The sequence below is a fragment of the Streptomyces sp. NPDC006487 genome, from assembly GCF_042870555.1.
In the GTDB taxonomy this organism is placed as follows: domain Bacteria; phylum Actinomycetota; class Actinomycetes; order Streptomycetales; family Streptomycetaceae; genus Streptomyces.
Window position 1 is genome coordinate 233,511 of the sequence record NZ_JBIAHN010000013.1, and the last position, 13,005, is coordinate 246,515.

13 protein-coding genes are annotated in these 13,005 nt (G+C 70.9%); all 13 read right to left on the reverse strand.

Going from position 1 to position 13,005, the window contains the following annotated elements:
• Window positions 1–2: 2 nt before the first annotated feature.
• Window positions 3–1,145: an MAB_1171c family putative transporter gene (locus ACFYM0_RS24205; RefSeq protein WP_388504695.1), complete on the reverse strand. Its 1,143-nt coding sequence runs from the start codon at window positions 1,143–1,145 to the stop codon at window positions 3–5.
• Window positions 1,142–1,696, reverse strand: coding sequence for a hypothetical protein (locus ACFYM0_RS24210; RefSeq protein WP_388504697.1), 555 nt, complete (start codon window positions 1,694–1,696; stop codon window positions 1,142–1,144). The genes ACFYM0_RS24205 and ACFYM0_RS24210 overlap by 4 nt, the downstream gene beginning before the upstream one ends.
• 88 nt (window positions 1,697–1,784) lie before the next feature.
• Complete coding sequence (locus tag ACFYM0_RS24215; protein ID WP_388504700.1) at window positions 1,785–2,288, reverse strand: hypothetical protein; 504 nt, start codon at window positions 2,286–2,288, stop codon at window positions 1,785–1,787.
• Window positions 2,289–2,460: 172 nt separating this feature from the next.
• On the reverse strand, window positions 2,461–3,732 hold the full coding sequence (locus tag ACFYM0_RS24220) for a hypothetical protein (protein WP_388504703.1): 1,272 nt from the start codon (window positions 3,730–3,732) through the stop codon (window positions 2,461–2,463).
• Between the two features lie 98 nt (window positions 3,733–3,830).
• On the reverse strand, window positions 3,831–5,102 hold the full coding sequence (locus tag ACFYM0_RS24225) for a hypothetical protein (protein ID WP_388504706.1): 1,272 nt from the start codon (window positions 5,100–5,102) through the stop codon (window positions 3,831–3,833).
• Between the two features lie 355 nt (window positions 5,103–5,457).
• Window positions 5,458–6,354, reverse strand: a complete 897-nt coding sequence (locus ACFYM0_RS24230; protein ID WP_388504709.1) for an alpha/beta hydrolase family protein — start codon at window positions 6,352–6,354, stop codon at window positions 5,458–5,460.
• A 170-nt stretch (window positions 6,355–6,524) separates the two neighbouring features.
• On the reverse strand, window positions 6,525–7,748 hold the full coding sequence (gene kynU / locus ACFYM0_RS24235; RefSeq protein ID WP_388504712.1) for a kynureninase: 1,224 nt from the start codon (window positions 7,746–7,748) through the stop codon (window positions 6,525–6,527).
• Window positions 7,741–8,589 (reverse strand): tryptophan 2,3-dioxygenase family protein, encoded by an 849-nt coding sequence (locus tag ACFYM0_RS24240; protein WP_388504713.1) that lies wholly within the window; start codon window positions 8,587–8,589, stop codon window positions 7,741–7,743. Before ACFYM0_RS24240 ends, kynU begins: the two co-directional genes overlap by 8 nt.
• Window positions 8,590–8,830: 241 nt before the next feature.
• Window positions 8,831–9,244 carry a DUF3151 domain-containing protein gene (locus tag ACFYM0_RS24245; RefSeq protein WP_388504715.1) on the reverse strand — a complete coding sequence of 138 codons (414 nt, stop codon included), beginning with the start codon at window positions 9,242–9,244 and terminating at the stop codon, window positions 8,831–8,833.
• A 105-nt stretch (window positions 9,245–9,349) separates the two neighbouring features.
• Entirely contained in the window at window positions 9,350–10,372 is a 1,023-nt protein-coding gene (gene fbaA, locus ACFYM0_RS24250) for a class II fructose-bisphosphate aldolase (protein ID WP_112446238.1), read from the reverse strand.
• Window positions 10,373–10,626: 254 nt separating this feature from the next.
• Window positions 10,627–11,166, reverse strand: a complete 540-nt coding sequence (gene pyrE, locus ACFYM0_RS24255; RefSeq protein WP_388504717.1) for an orotate phosphoribosyltransferase — start codon at window positions 11,164–11,166, stop codon at window positions 10,627–10,629.
• Between the two features lie 21 nt (window positions 11,167–11,187).
• Window positions 11,188–11,976 carry an aldose 1-epimerase gene (locus ACFYM0_RS24260; RefSeq protein WP_388504719.1) on the reverse strand — a complete coding sequence of 263 codons (789 nt, stop codon included), beginning with the start codon at window positions 11,974–11,976 and terminating at the stop codon, window positions 11,188–11,190.
• Between the two features lie 66 nt (window positions 11,977–12,042).
• Complete coding sequence (locus ACFYM0_RS24265) at window positions 12,043–12,939, reverse strand: CoxG family protein (RefSeq protein WP_388504721.1); 897 nt, start codon at window positions 12,937–12,939, stop codon at window positions 12,043–12,045.
• Window positions 12,940–13,005 lie beyond the last annotated feature (66 nt).

Here is a 13,005-nt window from a genome sequence, read left to right on the forward strand (position 1 = left end):
GCTCACCGCAGACGGCCGACGGCCGCCTCGACGGCGGGAGTCGACATGGCCGCCGCCACCCTCCGCATCCAGGCCATCTCCGCGTCGATGTCCGGCCCCTCCCGCAGCAGCGGGTGTTCCGCGGCCGACGGCGCCGCCCCCGCTCGTTCACTCTCCACGGCGAACAGCACCAGGGCCGCTTCCGAGGCCGCGTCCAGCGCGCTTCCCGCCAGCCCCGTGCCGGTCAGCTCCTCCTGTACGCGTGCCTCCTGCTCCGGCCGCACGTGGCCCGACACCGCCAGCGCGGCGTCCCGGATCTCTATGACGTACCGGTACCGTACGAACTCGTGGTCCCGGCTGAGCACTTCGGGCAACGGCAGGACCACTTCGGGCGTCACGGCCGTGAGCAGTTCCCACAGGGGGCGCAGGACCCGGCGGTCCTTGCGCAACCGGTGGCGCTTTGCCGCTCCGGCCAGAGAGGGATAGGCCATGCTCGCGAGGAACAGCACGAGAGTGCAGGCCAGCAGTGTCTGCGAGGTGGCGAAGAATCCGGCCGTACTGGTCGCTCCGGCCACGGCCGCCACGAGGTACACCAGTCGGTGGACGACGTAGAGCAGACCGAAACAACTGGCCAGCCCCAGCAGGTTCATCGAGGTGCGCGACGGGCCGGGCGAGGCCTGGCGGCCGTAGCGCCAGCACAGGTGGATCTTCCTGACCACCCCGTGGCCGATGTAGGCGAGGAAGATCGCCCAGTACACCTGCATCTGGGGCAGATCCGTCCGAGTCACCAGGTCGGCATCACCCTCCGGGAGCGGCGACGCGAAGAACGCGGTGACCAGTCCGGCCTCCGCGAGCCCCAGCAGAACCCAGCGCAGCCACGCCTTCGAGTTCCGCCGGGCACCGGTCGCCTCCCGAATGAATTCGACGAACGCCGTCATCGCGCACAGGCCCAGCATGTGCACCGGCAGCTTGGCGAAGCCCTCCATGCCCACGGCCGCGTCGAGAACCGTTCGCACCGCCGGCACTCCGATGGTGAAGAGCACGGCCCACAGCATCCACATCGTCCACAGGACGCGGTCGCGCCTGGACGCCGACTTCAGATGCGGAAGCTTCCACAGGGCGAACAGCCACAGGGGCGGGACGACGACGATGTCGAACAGCCTCATGTGGACACCTGCCCGCTGCGTCCGGTGAACGCTCCGAGCACCCGGTTGAGGGTGTCCGCCGTGTCCGAAGTCGCCGTCGCAACGGCGACGGGGGTCGCGCTGAAGCGCTGCCACATGACGGAAGCAAGCAGCTCCGCCTCCTGCTCCTGGCGGGTGGTGGCCTTGGTACGGCCGCGGCCCAGGAGCCGGGTGACCATCTCGGGGTCCAGGTCGGGGAAGAGCTGCGCCAGCATCTCGGGGTGCGGAAGGCTCGGCTCCCGGTGATCCAGGAGGATGTGGGCCAGCTCGTGCAGGATGATGTGCGTTTGGTGGGGCCGACTCGCGACAGGGGTGTAGTAGACGAGGTCCGCGGCGCCCATGGACACCCACATCCCGCATATTCCGGAGCCGTCGGCCAAGCCGGCGGGCATCGGAAGCAGGGTCAGCGGGCGTCCTCGTTCAGCGGCCACGGCGGCGCAGAGGTCTTCGACCTCGAAGGGGTGCGGAAGGTCGTAGGGCTGCACCACCTGCTCGTATCGCGCCCGCAGTTGTCGCCATTCATCGCGTCGCATGTCCCCGCCCCGCCGTATCGGCCGAACACGCGGCCGCCCGGCGGCCCCGCGTGATCTCCCCGGGCCGACTGTACTGGGGTGGAGGCCCTCAGGCCTTGGGGATCGGGCTCCCCGCGCCCGCCGGGCCGTCGCCCATGACGCGTCCCTGCTCGACGAGGGAACGCACCGCCTCGATGCCTTGCGTGGACATCGTCGCGACGGCGGCCGCGCGCAGGGCCACCGAACGCACGTCGTTGGCGCGCATGGCCGCCACCAGAGCGAGCTGTGCCGATACCCGCGCAGCCACTTCGTCGTCGATGAAATAGGCGAGCGGCACGCCGAAGAACTCCCCGAGGACGCGGAGCGTGCCGATGGTGGGATTGGCCACCTTGCCCTTGGCCAGCGCCCACAGCCGGCCGACGGACAGCTTCGGGTCGTTCGTACCGGCGGCTTCCTTGATGCCGTCGACGACCTCCTGGAGCGTGTAGCGCCTGCCGAGCGGCTGCACGTACGTGAGGAGGTACTCGACGCGCTGACCGAGCAGTTCCGCCTCTCCGCCGGGTCCGTCCTGCGATGCCTGGACCTCGGGCGGTACTGCGTCCTCGTCGGTCATGACCTGCCTCCTCAAACCGGCTGGTGGGCACTCTAGCCGTCGGGAAAGGTATACCCGAAGCCTGCTACGAGGCCTTGGGCCCGGGAGCGCTGTACCTCCCGGGCCCTGCAGCAGTTCCGAGCCGGCCGCTCGAGAGCCGGACCGACAGGCCGCCCGCTACCGGGCCGCCTTCCTAGCTTCCGGCGTCCCAGTTGGCGGAGACGGGGAGGTCGCCCTGCGCGCCCCAGGCGACCTTGGTCAGGCTTCCGTTGTCCATCCGCAGGTGGAACTCACCGGTCGAGGGCCGGAAGATCCCGATGTTGTCGGGACCGGCACCGTCCCAGTTCGCGGTGACCGGCAGGTCACCGCTCTGACCCCAGGCGATCTTCGTCAGACTCCCGTTGTCCATCCGGAGATGGAACTCACCCGTCGACGGCCGGAAGATCCCGACGTTCGCCGCCGCACCGCCGTCCCAGTTCCCCGAGACGGGCTGATCGCCGCTCTGACCCCAGGCAATCTTCGTCAGACTCCCGTTGTCCATCCGGAGATGGAACTCACCCGTCGAGGGCCGGAAGACACCGACATTGTCCGGACCGGCACCGTCCCAGTTCGCCGAAACCGGCAGGTCACCACTCTGACCCCACGCCACCTTCGCCAACGAACCATTGTCATAACGCAGGTGGAACTCACCCGTCGACGGCCGGAAGACACCGACATTGTCCGGACCGGCACCGTCCCAGTTCGCCGAAACCGGCAGGTCACCACTCTGACCCCACGCCACCTTCGCCAACGAACCATTGTCATAACGGAGATGGAACTCACCCGTCGACGGCCGGAAGACACCGACATTGTCCGGACCGGCATGGGGCGTGCCGAACAGGGCATCGACGATGCGCTGGCCATCGGGGGCCTGCACCTGGTAGCGGTCGGGGAACGCGGACCTCTGGACCTCCTGGCAGACCTCGCCTATCGGCCTGGTCTGCCAGTTGCTCACCTTGAGCAACTGGTTGAGGAAGGCATTGGTCGCCCAGGTCGGATCCATGCGCTGCTCGAAGGAACCCCAGGAGTCCCGCTGCTGGAACAGACCGACGCTGTCGAGGTCCCCACTCGGATAGTTCACCAAAGTGGTCTCGACTATGGCGGTGGTCACGGCGAGCACGGCGGCCCGATGCGGAAGGCCGCGGGCCTCGACGGCCTTGACGATCGCGCGGGCGCACGAAACCCGGTAGGAGGTGAGGCTCCCGCGCAGGGTTCCGGTGAGCTGACCGTTGAGCTGACTGGCAACGGCCTGGTCGGAGGCGGTCTCCGTGCCACAGGAGTACTTCGCTGTGGAGAAGACGGTGGCCGGATCGGAGAGGTCGTCCCCCTCGACCGCCAGGGCGCTCGGAGCCGTGGCGAGGACGCCGGCGGCGAGGGCCACGGTGGCGGCGACGGCCGAGAAGTGGTGACGTACGGTGCGGTTCACGGTGAGATGTCCTGCTTCCGGTCGGGTGGCAATGAGGTGTCGTCACATGAGCTCCCCGGAGGGGCGCGGCCTGTCGCCGCGCCCCTCCGGGGATGAGGTCACCCGGCGTTGGCGTCCCAGTTGGCGGAGACGGGGAGGTCGCCCTGCGCGCCCCAGGCGACCTTGGTCAGGCTTCCGTTGTCCATCCGCAGGTGGAACTCACCGGTCGAGGGCCGGAAGATCCCGATGTTGTCGGGACCGGCACCGTCCCAGTTCGCGGTGACCGGCAGGTCACCGCTCTGACCCCAGGCGATCTTCGTCAGACTCCCGTTGTCCATCCGGAGATGGAACTCACCCGTCGACGGCCGGAAGACACCGACGTTCGCCGCCGCACCGCCGTCCCAGTTCCCCGAGACGGGCTGATCGCCGCTCTGACCCCAGGCGATCTTCGTCAGACTCCCGTTGTCCATCCGGAGATGGAACTCACCCGTCGACGGCCGGAAGACACCGACGTTGTCCGGACCGGCACCGTCCCAGTTCGCCGAAACCGGCAGGTCACCACTCTGACCCCACGCCACCTTCGCCAACGAACCATTGTCATAACGCAGGTGGAACTCACCCGTCGACGGCCGGAAGACACCGACATTGTCCGGACCGGCACCGTCCCAGTTCGCCGAAACCGGCAGGTCACCACTCTGACCCCACGCCACCTTCGCCAACGAACCATTGTCATAACGGAGATGGAACTCACCCGTCGACGGCCGGAAGACACCGACGTTGTCCGGACCGGAAGCGACCGCATCGTCGACGATGCTGTTGTTGCGGACCGGCCTGAAGGTGCCGTGACCCGAGAAGTACGGGTAGGGAATCGCCTTGTGCTGCACGCCCGACTTGGTGAACTCGTAGGCGTCGTACGAGGTCTTCGAGGAGTCGGTCCAGCCGGCGAAGATGGCGATGTGGCCCAGAGCCCCGGCCGCATCGTTGAGCAGGGCGTCACCGGGCTTGAGGTCGCTCTTGTCTATCCAGGAAGCGACGCCGCTGGGGACGTAACTGGTGGTGTCCAGGCCGGGCTTGCCGAGGCTCCAGGCCATCGAGGCATAGCCCGAGCAGTCCCTCCGGTACCCCTCGTAGGTGCCGCCCCCGTCGTAAACGAGCCCCCGCCCGACCCAGGACGCGGCCCGCCTGATCACCTCGCTGCGCTTGATCTGAGGTCCGGCGGCGAGCTGGTACGCCACCGACGGACCTTGGTCGCCGCCGTCCGCGACGGAGACGGCGGACAGGCCCTTCGAGGGCTCGCCCGCGTGGGCCGGTGCGGTGACCAGAAGGCCGACCGCCAGACCGGCGACGGCCGTGGCGGCCAGTGCGCGGGTCAGGGCATGCGTGTTCGACATGAAAGTCCCCCCATGAGACGGATGCATGACGTGCGTCACGTCCGGCCCGCCGGGCTCGTCCGCCTGGTAGGCATGACGGCGGGAGCGAGCCCGAGGTGCTGGAGTGACGCTGGTTCAGATGGGGGAAGCATCCCTACGAGGCCCAACGACTGTCAATCTTTATTGAAAATGCCCGCAGGCTTGAGTGGCGCGATCACGCCCCAACCTGGCGCCAACTCGCCCTGAAATAGCGGGATTCGCCGAGACGACTCCTGGCGATTCGCATGCCGTGGAACGCTCGAGTCTTTGGCTCGATCTTTCACTTTAAATTGAATCGATGGAGAGAGCGGAGGCTCCGACACCGGGTCGCCGGGCGCTACCAGGCCAGCTGCGAGATCTCCTCCGCCACCACCGCGCAGGCGTCCGCCGCCGGGTCGATGAGCGGGAAGTGGCCGACCGCGTCCAGCAGGGTCAGCCCCACCATCTCCCCCGCCAGCGCGGCCGCCGCCACGTAGGCCTCGGACACCGCCTCCGGGACCACGATGTCGCTCCGCCCCTGGACCACCGCCGTGGCGATGCCCGTCGGGAGCAGCGCCGCCGGGTCGGCGTACGGGCGGCGCGCGGCGAAGCCGGACGCCCCGCCCAGGAGTTGCGCCGAGGCGCCCCCGCACACCCCGAGCTCCTCCGCGACCGTGAAGTCCGCGATCGGGGCCAGCGCCACCACGCCGCGCAGCAGCGGCGGCGAGGGCAGCCTCCAGCCGGCCGGGGCGTCGTACGGGAGCACGTGGCGGGCCGCTGCCCACAGTGCGAGGTGGCCTCCGGCCGAGTGGCCGGTCAGGACCGTGCGGCGCGGGTCCGCCTCCGGCAGGCTGTCGGCGGCCAGGCCGGGCAGGGCGTCGAGGGCGGCGGCCACGTCGTCGAAGGTCTCGGGCCAGCGGCCCGCCACGGGGCCCTCGGCGTCCTGGTGGGGCAACGAACTCCCCCGTCGGTACTCGATGTTGGCGACGGCGAAACCCCGGCGGGCCAGGAAGTCCGCGAAAGGGGTGATGTGCTGCCGGTCGTACGGGCCGCGCCAGGCCCCGCCGTGCAGGACGACGACCAGCGGGGCGGAACGCGCGACGCCCGGCTGCGCCCGTTCCCCGCGCGGGGCGTAGAAGTCGACGATCTGGTCGGGGTGTTCACCGTAGGCGGCCGTCGAGTCGGGGACTACGGGCGGATGGGAGAAGGCCGAGGCGGCCTCGGCGGCGTCCCGTTCGACTGCGGGGTCCGTCATCGGCTCAACCTCCGGTAACGCATGGGACAAGGGGGACTGGTGTTCCGGTGTTCCGGCAGAGCGGGACCGTATCAGGCCGGAACGGTCCCCTCCGTGGCGGGCGGAGCGGATACCGGCGCGGGCGGGGCCGTAGCCCCGCCCGCGCGGTGATGTGACGTTTCGCTACCGGTTCACCCGAAAATGTGACCCAGTGCGCGTGCCGCACGTTCCGCGTCCGCGAAGCCGACGTACAGCGGAGTGAATCCGAAGCGCAGGACATCGGGGGCGCGGAAGTCCCCGATCACTCCCCGCGAGATCAGCTCGCGCATGACCGCGTCCGCGTTCTCGGTGCGCAGCGACACCTGGCTGGCGCGCTGTTCGTGCCCGGTGGGGGTGACCAGCTCGACCTTGCCCGCCGGGACGTACGCCGCCACGCAGTCGAGGAAGAAGTCGGTCAGCGCGAGGGACTTCGCACGGACGTCCTCGACCGCGACACCGTCCCAGGCGTCCAGGGCGGCCTCCAGCGCGAGCATGGACAGGATGTCCGGGGTGCCGACGCGGGCCCGCGCCACGCCCTGCGCGGCCTCGTAGGAGGAAATCATCGCGAACGGGTCCGCGTGACCGTTCCACCCCGGCAGCGGGGAGTCGAAGGCGGACTGGTGGCGGGCGGCGACGTACAGGTACGCGGGGGCGCCGGGGCCTCCGTTGAGGTACTTGTACGTACAGCCGACCGCGAGGTCCACCGCGTGCGCGTCGAGGCCCACGGGCAGCGCCCCGGCCGTGTGGCACAGGTCCCAGACGACGAGCGCCCCGGCGGCGTGCGCGGCCGCGGTGAGGGCGGGCAGGTCGTGCAGGCGGCCGGTGCGGTAGTCGGCGTGGTTGAGGAGGACCACGGCGGTGTCCGGGCCCATCGCCCCCGCAGCGGCGGCCGGGTCGACCGGGACGACGCGCAGGCCCGTCATCCGGGCCGCCGATTCGGCGATGTAGCCGTCGGTGGGGAAGGTGGCGGCGTCCACGAGCAGCTCGGTCCGGCCGGGCGCGGCCAGCCGGGCGGCGCCGACCAGGGCCTTGAAGAGGTTGACGCTGGTGGAGTCGCCGACGACCACCTGGCCGGCGGCGGCGCCGACCAGCGGGGCTATCCGGTCGCCGATGCGCTCGGGGGCATTCCACCAATTGGCTTCGCCCTCGGTCCAGGAGCGGATCAGGCGAGTGCCCCACTGCTCCGTGACGACCTCGGCGAGCCGGGCGGCCACCCCTGCGGGGAGCGCGCCGAGGCTGTTGCCGTCGAGGTAGACCACGCCCTCGGGAAGGGCGAAGCGGTCGCGGAGCTTGCCGAGGGGGTCGGCCGCGTCCAGGGCTTCGGCGCGGGCCGCCAGGTCGAGGTCCGGGCCCGGGCCGGCGGTCCGCTCAGACATGGCTGCGCGCCGTCCACAGCTCCGGGAAGACGTTCTTCTGGGCGCGCTTCTCCAGCCAGGTCACGCCGGCCGAGCCGCCCGTGCCCGTCTTCGCGCCCATCGCGCGGCGGGTGGCGACCAGGTGGTCGTTGCGCCAGCGCCAGACCAGCTCGGCGACGTCGGTGAGGACCTCGCCGAGGCGGTGCAGGTCCAGGTGGGCGTCCGGGGCCGCGTACAGGGCCGTCCAGACGGCCTCGACCTCGGGAGAGGGCTCGTAGCGCTGCGAGAGGTCGCGGTCGAGGACCGACTGCGGGACGGGGAGGCCGCGGCGGGCGAGGAGGCTCAGCACCTCGTCGTAGAGGCTGGGCTCCTGGAGGGCCTTCTCCAGCTCCGCGTGGACGCGCGGGGCGCCGCGGTGCGGGACCAGCATGGAGGCGGCCTTGTCGCCGAGCAGGAACTCCATCCGGCGGTACATCGCCGACTGGAAGCCCGAGCCCTCGCCGAGGGCGGCGCGGTACGCGTTGAACTGGCCCGGGGTCAGCTGGGCGAGGGGGCGCCAGGAGGCGTTGAGGGCCTCCAGCTCGCGGAGGGATCGTTTCAGCGCGTCCATCGCGACGGGGAGCTGGTCCTCGCGGAGCGCCTTCGAGGCGGTCTCCCACTCGTGGACGATGACCGTGAACCACAGCTCCATGACCTGGGTGGTGACCAGGAAGACCATCTCGCCCGGGTCGTCCGAGCGGAGGTGCTGGAGGTGGGTGAGGACGTCCGCCTGGACGTAGTCCTCGTAGGGGGTCGTGCCGGCGAAGTCGAGGTTCGGAGTGTCCGAACCGCCGTCTCCGGAGGCATCAAGGGCGTGCGACATCGCTGTCTCCTCGATACGTGCTTCCGGGTAGCGGTCCGCTCCTTCCGGTGAGGTGAGTGGAGCTCCGGTCCCCTGTCCGCATCATAAGACCGTCGTGCCGCAGGGCTTCAATAGTCAGTGGCGCACGTCACCTTCCGCGACCGGGCGGGCCCCATGCGGGAACCCGCCCGGGAACGGGCGCCGAAGGCGTCGGGCCTGGGCCTCAGAGCCCTTAGAGCCCTCAGACCTCAGACCGTGGGCCTCAGACCGCGAGGACGTCCGCGGCCGTCTCGGAGGAGTCGCGCAGGAAGGTCGAGCAGCGCTCGTACTCCTCCTTCTCGTCGATCGCACCGGCCGCGCGGGCCAGGGCGTTCAGGGCGCGCAGGAAGCCGCGGTTCGGCTCGTGCTCCCACGGCACCGGGCCGTGGCCCTTCCAGCCGGCACGGCGCAGCGCGTCCAGGCCGCGGTGGTAGCCCGTACGGGCGTACGCGTACGACTCGACCGTGCGGCCGGCCGCGAAGGCCTCGTCGGCGAGGAGGGCCCAGGCGAGGGAGGAGGTCGGGTGCGCGGCGGCCACCTCGACGGCGGGGGTGCCCGCGGCGATGGCCGCGATGCCCGGCTCGTCGGGGAGGTGGGTGGGGGCGGGGCCCCCGAGGAGGTTCTGGTGAAGAGACATGCCCACAGTCTGGGGGATGCGGGCCTACGGGAAGGGCCCGGCCCCGCCGTCCGTGGACGGTGGAGCCGGGCCCTCCCGGGAAAGCCGCTGCCGCGTGAGCCGCTGCTACTTGAGCTTGGTGCCCGTGGAGCGCAGGTTCGCGCAGGCCTCGGTGACGCGCGCGGCCATGCCGGCCTCGGCGGCCTTGCCCCACGTGCGGGGGTCGTACTTCGACTTGGTGCCGACCTCGCCGTCGACCTTCAGGACCGCGTCGTAGTTGCGGAACATGTGGTCCACGACCGGACGGGTGAAGGCGTACTGGGTGTCGGTGTCGAGGTTCATCTTCACGACGCCGTTCTCCAGCGCGGTGGCGATCTCCTCGGCCGTGGAGCCCGAGCCGCCGTGGAAGACGAAGTCGAACGGGGAGGACTTGCCGTACTTCTCACCGACGCCGGCCTGGAGGTCCTTGAGGAGCTCGGGGCGCAGGACGACGTTGCCCGGCTTGTAGACACCGTGCACGTTGCCGAAGGAGGCGGCCAGCAGGTAGCGGCCCTTCTCGCCCAGGCCCAGGGCCTCGGCGGTGCGCAGCGCGTCGTCGACGGTGGTGTAGAGCTCGTCGTTGATCTCGTGGCTGACGCCGTCTTCCTCACCACCGGTCGGGGTGATCTCGACCTCGAGGATGATCTTCGCGGCAGCGGCCTTGGCGAGCAGCTCCTGGCCGATGGCCAGGTTGTCGGCCAGGGTCTCGGCGGAACCGTCCCACATGTGCGACTGGAAGAGCGGGTTGAGGCCGCGGGCCACGCGCTCGGCCGAGATCTCGATCAGCGGGCGGACGTAGGTGTCCAGCTTGTCCTTGGGGCAGTGGTCCGTGTGCAGCGCGACGGTGATGTCGTACTTGGCGGCCACGATGTGCGCGAACTCGGCCAGGGCGGCGGCGCCGGTGACCATGTCCTTGTTGTACTGGCCACCCAGGAACTCCGCACCACCGGTGGAGATCTGGATGATGCCGTCGCTCTCGGCCTCCGCGAAGCCGCGCAGTGCAGCGTGCAGGGTCTGGGTCGAGGTCACGTTGATCGCCGGGTAGGCAAACTTGCCTGCCTTCGCCCGGTCGAGCATCTCGTTGTAGACCTCGGGGGTTGCGATGGGCATCTGTCCGCTCCTTGGATGTGCGGGGAGTGTGCTTATTGCGGGCCCTGACCTGGGGGCGACGTTGCCGTCGTCCCCATCTTTCCAGACTCGCGCCCCCACTCCACCTCCGTGGCGGTGCCGCGCGGGCCGATCCGGGGGGAGTGTTTCACGTGAAACACTCCCCCCGGCCGGAAAGCCGCAGGTCAGAGCCCACTTCCGGACTTCCGGGGACCTAAGTCACCAGTTGTGCGGAAGCACGACCCACTGTCCGAGGGTTAGGACAAACCGAGGTCATCGAGCTGGTAGCCCGTGAGGTAGGGCAGGCCGGCGGCCGCGATGGCGCCGGCCGCGCCGCGGTCGACGATCGTCGCGACGGCGACGACCTCGCCGCCGGCCTCGCGGACCGCCTCGACGGCGGTCAGCGGGGAACCGCCGGTGGTCGAGGTGTCCTCGACGACCAGGCAGCGCCTGCCCTTCACGTCGGTGCCCTCGATACGGCGCTGCATGCCGTGCGCCTTCTGCGCCTTGCGGACGACGAAGGCGTCCAGGCGCGCCCCGCGCGCGGCGGAGGCGTGCAGCATCGAGGTGGCCACCGGGTCGGCGCCCAGGGTCAGGCCGCCGACGCAGTCGAACTCCAGGTCGGCGGTGAGGTCCAGCATGACCTGGCCGACCAGCGGGGCGGCTTCGCCGTCCAGCGTGATCCGGCGGAGGTCGATGTAGTAGTCGGCCTCGCGGCCGGAGGAGAGGATCACCTTGCCGTGCACGACGGCCTTGTCCTTGATCTGCTGCAGAAGCGCATCGCGTACGTCACTCATGGCCCCGAGCTTAATTGGGCACTAACCGAGCCGCCGCCACGTCCACGTCGTGGAGATCTCCAGCGGGTCCACGGGGGTGACCAACTGCGGCAGGGTGTTCAGTCCGTTCGGCGGGCCCGACTGCGGTTCCACGCAGACGGCCTCGGGCTGCTCGTCGTAGACGACCACCCATTCGGAGCGGCTGGTGACCTTCAGCTCCAGGGCGTCGGGCCACGTGAGGGTGACGTCGACCCCGTACGGCATGCCGAAGCAGTCGTCCCAGGGGCCCGGCTTGGGGTCGATGCGGTTGCCGGTGGGGAGGTGGTCGGCTCCGCGCTCCTCCTGCCAGGCGGCCTCGAAGTCGATGCGTACGTCGGACCCGCCCCCGCCGAGGTTGCGCAGGAACCAGGGGTGCCAGCCGGCCTGCGCCGGGAAGGAGTCCTGGTAGGTCTCGATGCCCAGCGTCAGGGTCAGTGCGTTCTCGCCGAGCTCGAAGATCTGGGTGACCAGGCCCTCGTAGGGCCACGGGTCGGCGAGCGGGTACGTGAAGGCGGCCTCGGCGGCAGTGGCCCGGGCGCGGCGCCAGGCGGCGTCGCGGCCGAAGCCGTGGATGGCGTGCGGGGGATGGTTGAGCGGAAGCTGGTGCAGGGTCGCCCCGTCCTGGAACTGCCCGTCCCTGGTCCGGCCGCACCACGGGACCATGGGGAAGGACCCGTAGTGGTCCCCCTGCCGCAGCAGTTCCGTCCCGTCGATGCGCAGACTGCTGATCCGGCAGCCGTTCTCCTGGTCGATGGTCACCTCGGCGCCGCCGGCGCGCAGTTGCGTACTCATGCCATGACCTTAGTCAGCCCGACGGGGTGATCAGGTCCGCGCCGGGAAGCGGGCGAGTTCCCCGGGTCAGCGGCGGCGGCGCAGGGCGCGGCCCAGGAGGACCGCCGAGGCCACGGCCACGGCGGCGGCCGGGGCGATCCAGCGGAGGTTGGCGTTCGCGGAGGCGGAGGTGGGGGCCGGGACCGGGGCGTAGCGGCCGCGCGGGGGCGCGTGGTCGACCTCCTCCGCGCTGCGGCCGATCATCGTGCGGCGGGCGTGCGCGGCCTCGGCCGGCGGGCGCGGCGGTCCACCGAGGTCACCGAGGTCGGCCATGCCTTCGAAGGTGCCCTCCAGGAACGGGTCCAGGGACGGGGGCGGGACCTCGGTGTCGAACACGGACGCGGTGACCTCGGTGAACCCCGGGCCGGAGTCCGGGTCCGGGCCGATACCGACACCGGCGTCGGTATCGGCATCGGTGTCGAAGTGCTCCGGGTCCCCGCCGGCCGCCGCTGCCGCGTCGGCCGGCCCCGCGGCGTCGGGCCCGGTGGCGCCGTCGCCCGCGAGGGCCGCGAGGTGCCCGGCGGCGCGGTCCAGGAGCCGGTGTGCGGCCGTGGCGGCCGCGCCGGGGGCGAAGGCGGCGGCGCGGCCGTCGGCGGCGGACTCGGCGGTGAACTCCAGCCGGGTGCCCCCGTCCGCCCCGGTCAGGCGCAGTGCGAGGGAGAGCTTGACGGTCCCGCTCCCCCGCACTTCGGCGCCTTCTCCGGCGAGGGTGAAGCGGTCCGGGTCCTGCTCGGTGACGGAGAGGGTGCCGCGGTAGGTGACGGTGTGCCCACCGACCCGCACCTTCAGCCGGCCGGACAGCGGCCCGGCCTCGGTATCGGCGTCCTGCTGGAGCCCCGGCACGCATCGCGCCAGCCGGGCGGGGTCGCGCAGCACGGCGCGGACGTCGGCGGAGGGGACCGGTACGAACACCTGATGCTCCATGCGGACGAGCCTACCGACGCGACCGCCCGGCCACGAGTACCCCGGCCACGCGTACCCGGCACGCGT

What these genes read in the sequence shown, in the direction of transcription:
- kynU (WP_388504712.1), bottom strand. Translation starts at nt 7,748, where the DNA reads ATGTCTGAGCGGACCGCCGGCCCGGGCCCGGACCTCGACCTGGCGGCC.
- ACFYM0_RS24260 (WP_388504719.1), bottom strand. Translation starts at nt 11,976, where the DNA reads ATGAGTACGCAACTGCGCGCCGGCGGCGCCGAGGTGACCATCGACCAG.
- ACFYM0_RS24205 (WP_388504695.1), bottom strand. Translation starts at nt 1,145, where the DNA reads ATGAGGCTGTTCGACATCGTCGTCGTCCCGCCCCTGTGGCTGTTCGCC.
- ACFYM0_RS24265 (WP_388504721.1), bottom strand. Translation starts at nt 12,939, where the DNA reads ATGGAGCATCAGGTGTTCGTACCGGTCCCCTCCGCCGACGTCCGCGCC.
- ACFYM0_RS24230 (WP_388504709.1), bottom strand. Translation starts at nt 6,354, where the DNA reads ATGACGGACCCCGCAGTCGAACGGGACGCCGCCGAGGCCGCCTCGGCC.
- ACFYM0_RS24215 (WP_388504700.1), bottom strand. Translation starts at nt 2,288, where the DNA reads ATGACCGACGAGGACGCAGTACCGCCCGAGGTCCAGGCATCGCAGGAC.
- ACFYM0_RS24240 (WP_388504713.1), bottom strand. Translation starts at nt 8,589, where the DNA reads ATGTCGCACGCCCTTGATGCCTCCGGAGACGGCGGTTCGGACACTCCG.
- ACFYM0_RS24245 (WP_388504715.1), bottom strand. Translation starts at nt 9,244, where the DNA reads ATGTCTCTTCACCAGAACCTCCTCGGGGGCCCCGCCCCCACCCACCTC.
- fbaA (WP_112446238.1), bottom strand. Translation starts at nt 10,372, where the DNA reads ATGCCCATCGCAACCCCCGAGGTCTACAACGAGATGCTCGACCGGGCG.
- ACFYM0_RS24210 (WP_388504697.1), bottom strand. Translation starts at nt 1,696, where the DNA reads ATGCGACGCGATGAATGGCGACAACTGCGGGCGCGATACGAGCAGGTG.
- pyrE (WP_388504717.1), bottom strand. Translation starts at nt 11,166, where the DNA reads ATGAGTGACGTACGCGATGCGCTTCTGCAGCAGATCAAGGACAAGGCC.
- ACFYM0_RS24225 (WP_388504706.1), bottom strand. Translation starts at nt 5,102, where the DNA reads ATGTCGAACACGCATGCCCTGACCCGCGCACTGGCCGCCACGGCCGTC.